This is a genomic window from Gilliamella sp. Fer4-1 (genome assembly GCF_001690515.1).
Lineage (GTDB): Bacteria > Pseudomonadota > Gammaproteobacteria > Enterobacterales > Orbaceae > Gilliamella > Gilliamella apicola_C.
In genome coordinates this window covers 1-1,918 of record NZ_LZGZ01000288.1, presented here as the reverse complement: position 1 = coordinate 1,918, position 1,918 = coordinate 1, and the positions used below count along the sequence as shown (strand labels likewise).

Sequence of the window (1,918 nt, the reverse complement as noted above, 5' to 3'; positions counted from 1 at the left end):
CACACCGATCGGACGGTATGGCAGTTTGTTTTCATCATGGTAAATATAAGGTGCCGTTTTGTAGCTGATCCAATAGTCTAACCCCAATATTGCAGACATTGTAATCAAGCACAATCCAGTAAAATAAGCAATAAGCTTTTTTAAGTTCATGCTATAACCAGTCAAAAATAATTACCATTATTGGAAATAAAAAAGGCGCTGTCAATGATGTCATAATACCGCATAATACTAAAGATAACGAACTGTAGGCGCCTTCGTTGTAATCTACTTCAATACAACGAGCAGTACCAACAGCATGCGATACAGCACCAATAGATAATCCTCTAGCTGAGGCCGATTTTATTTTAAATAAATTTAATATTTGATGCCCAAATATACCACCTAATGTGCCAACAAGTATTACACATAATGCTGCAATTGACGGAATTCCTCCCTGATTGCTGGCAATAGTCACTGCAATTGCTGTTGTAACTGATTTTGGTAAAACTGATGCGGCTATTTCATCATTACCACCTAACCAAAATGTAATACAAACGCCTGTTATCATTGAAGCAATTGATGCGGTAAAGGTAATAAGCATTATCGATTTCCAACGCGCTTTGATTTGTGGAATCAATTCATATAAAGGGTAGGCTAAAGCAACCACGGAGTAAGGTAATAAGTCATTAATAATTTGTATGTTACTAACATATTCCACATAACTTGTGTTGGTTATTAGTAAAATTGGAATTAATACAATGACTGAAATCACTAAAGGGTTGAATAGCGGATTTTTTAGTTTCAATGCAACCCGACGAACAATGAGAAAAACCCCAAGTGTTAAAGGTAACATCCATATCATGGTCTATTCTCCTTTTTTTCGGATTCAACAATTGAGCTCTTAGTTGGTAAGCGATGGCAATGTTCAGTTAAAAATGCAGTTAGTAGCAGTACAATAAATGATCCTCCTACACTACTAAATATTATAGGTATCCAGTTTTGCAATAAGAGTGAATAATTATCCATTATTCCCATAGCTGCGGGAATAAAAAGTAATGTCATGTAACGCATGAAAAGGTTACAACTATTTTTAATCCAACAAGTAGGAATAAGTTGAAAAGCAAGTAAGAAAAATAGAATCAACAAACCGATAATACTACCAGGGATCATTATCGGTAATATTTTAGAAATAATGTTTCCTGCCCATAAGCAAATAGTCAGTATAATCAACCCTCGGCTATAACTGAACAGTGTATAGTACAAAGAATAAAGTCGATGTCTTATTGTGGCGTGCTTCGCTAAAAAATGTTTCATAACGTGAATGCTATTAATCTTAATTTTTAATTATGACTATATGCCTGTAGTTAGCGTTGACATAAATTGAATAAAGCATATCATACGCCCGTCAAATCTAATTATCCAACTAAATAATGACAATATTGATAAAGTTGTTTTAGTATTAAAAGCTTTTCCGGCTGTTCTATATAAGTTTCCGCAAGCTGTTCTAAGGTTAGTAAATAATCTTGAATTTTTTGGATATTAAATTTATCGCGGCAATAATCCTTCCAAATAATCTGTTCATGCTCTGTTAGTATTTGTGGGTAATTACGTGCTTTATATCTAAAAAATAGTGTTGCTAAGCGAGGATCATCAAATGTGAATGATAAGCTGTCTAATAAATGTGGCGGTGTTGTTCGAATAGTTTCACAGCGTAATTTGTCTTGGCTATTTAAAAAACCACTATATATTTGACCATCAACATCAGAACTAATCGAAAAATGATTATCTATTGCAAATAATTCTCTCATTTTATCTTGCAATATTGTTTGATTTTGCAATAGCCGTTGTTGATTGATTAAACATTGTTCTATATCAATATCAAACCTTGTTGCGTTTTCGGGTAATAGTGTTTTTAACGGAGCAACAATAGGGCATTTGT

The 1,918-nt window shown here is 33.5% G+C and carries 2 protein-coding genes and 1 pseudogene; all 3 read right to left on the bottom strand.

Annotated elements, in window-relative coordinates:
* Nucleotides 1-151: 151 nt before the first annotated feature.
* Nucleotides 152-841, bottom strand: coding sequence for a CidB/LrgB family autolysis modulator (locus A9G30_RS09915; protein ID WP_065567554.1), 690 nt, complete (start codon nt 839-841; stop codon nt 152-154).
* Nucleotides 838-1,293, bottom strand: a complete 456-nt coding sequence (locus A9G30_RS09910; RefSeq protein ID WP_081295802.1) for a CidA/LrgA family protein — start codon at nt 1,291-1,293, stop codon at nt 838-840. Before A9G30_RS09910 ends, A9G30_RS09915 begins: the two co-directional genes overlap by 4 nt.
* A 101-nt stretch (nt 1,294-1,394) precedes the next feature.
* Nucleotides 1,395-1,918: pseudogene (gene sbcB / locus A9G30_RS09905) on the bottom strand (exodeoxyribonuclease I); the annotation flags it as partial.

Bases quoted from the DNA above. Each gene is read 5' to 3' on its own strand.
- A9G30_RS09915 (WP_065567554.1), bottom strand. From the start codon at position 841: ATGATATGGATGTTACCTTTAACACTTGGGGTTTTTCTCATTGTTCGT.
- A9G30_RS09910 (WP_081295802.1), bottom strand. From the start codon at position 1,293: ATGAAACATTTTTTAGCGAAGCACGCCACAATAAGACATCGACTTTAT.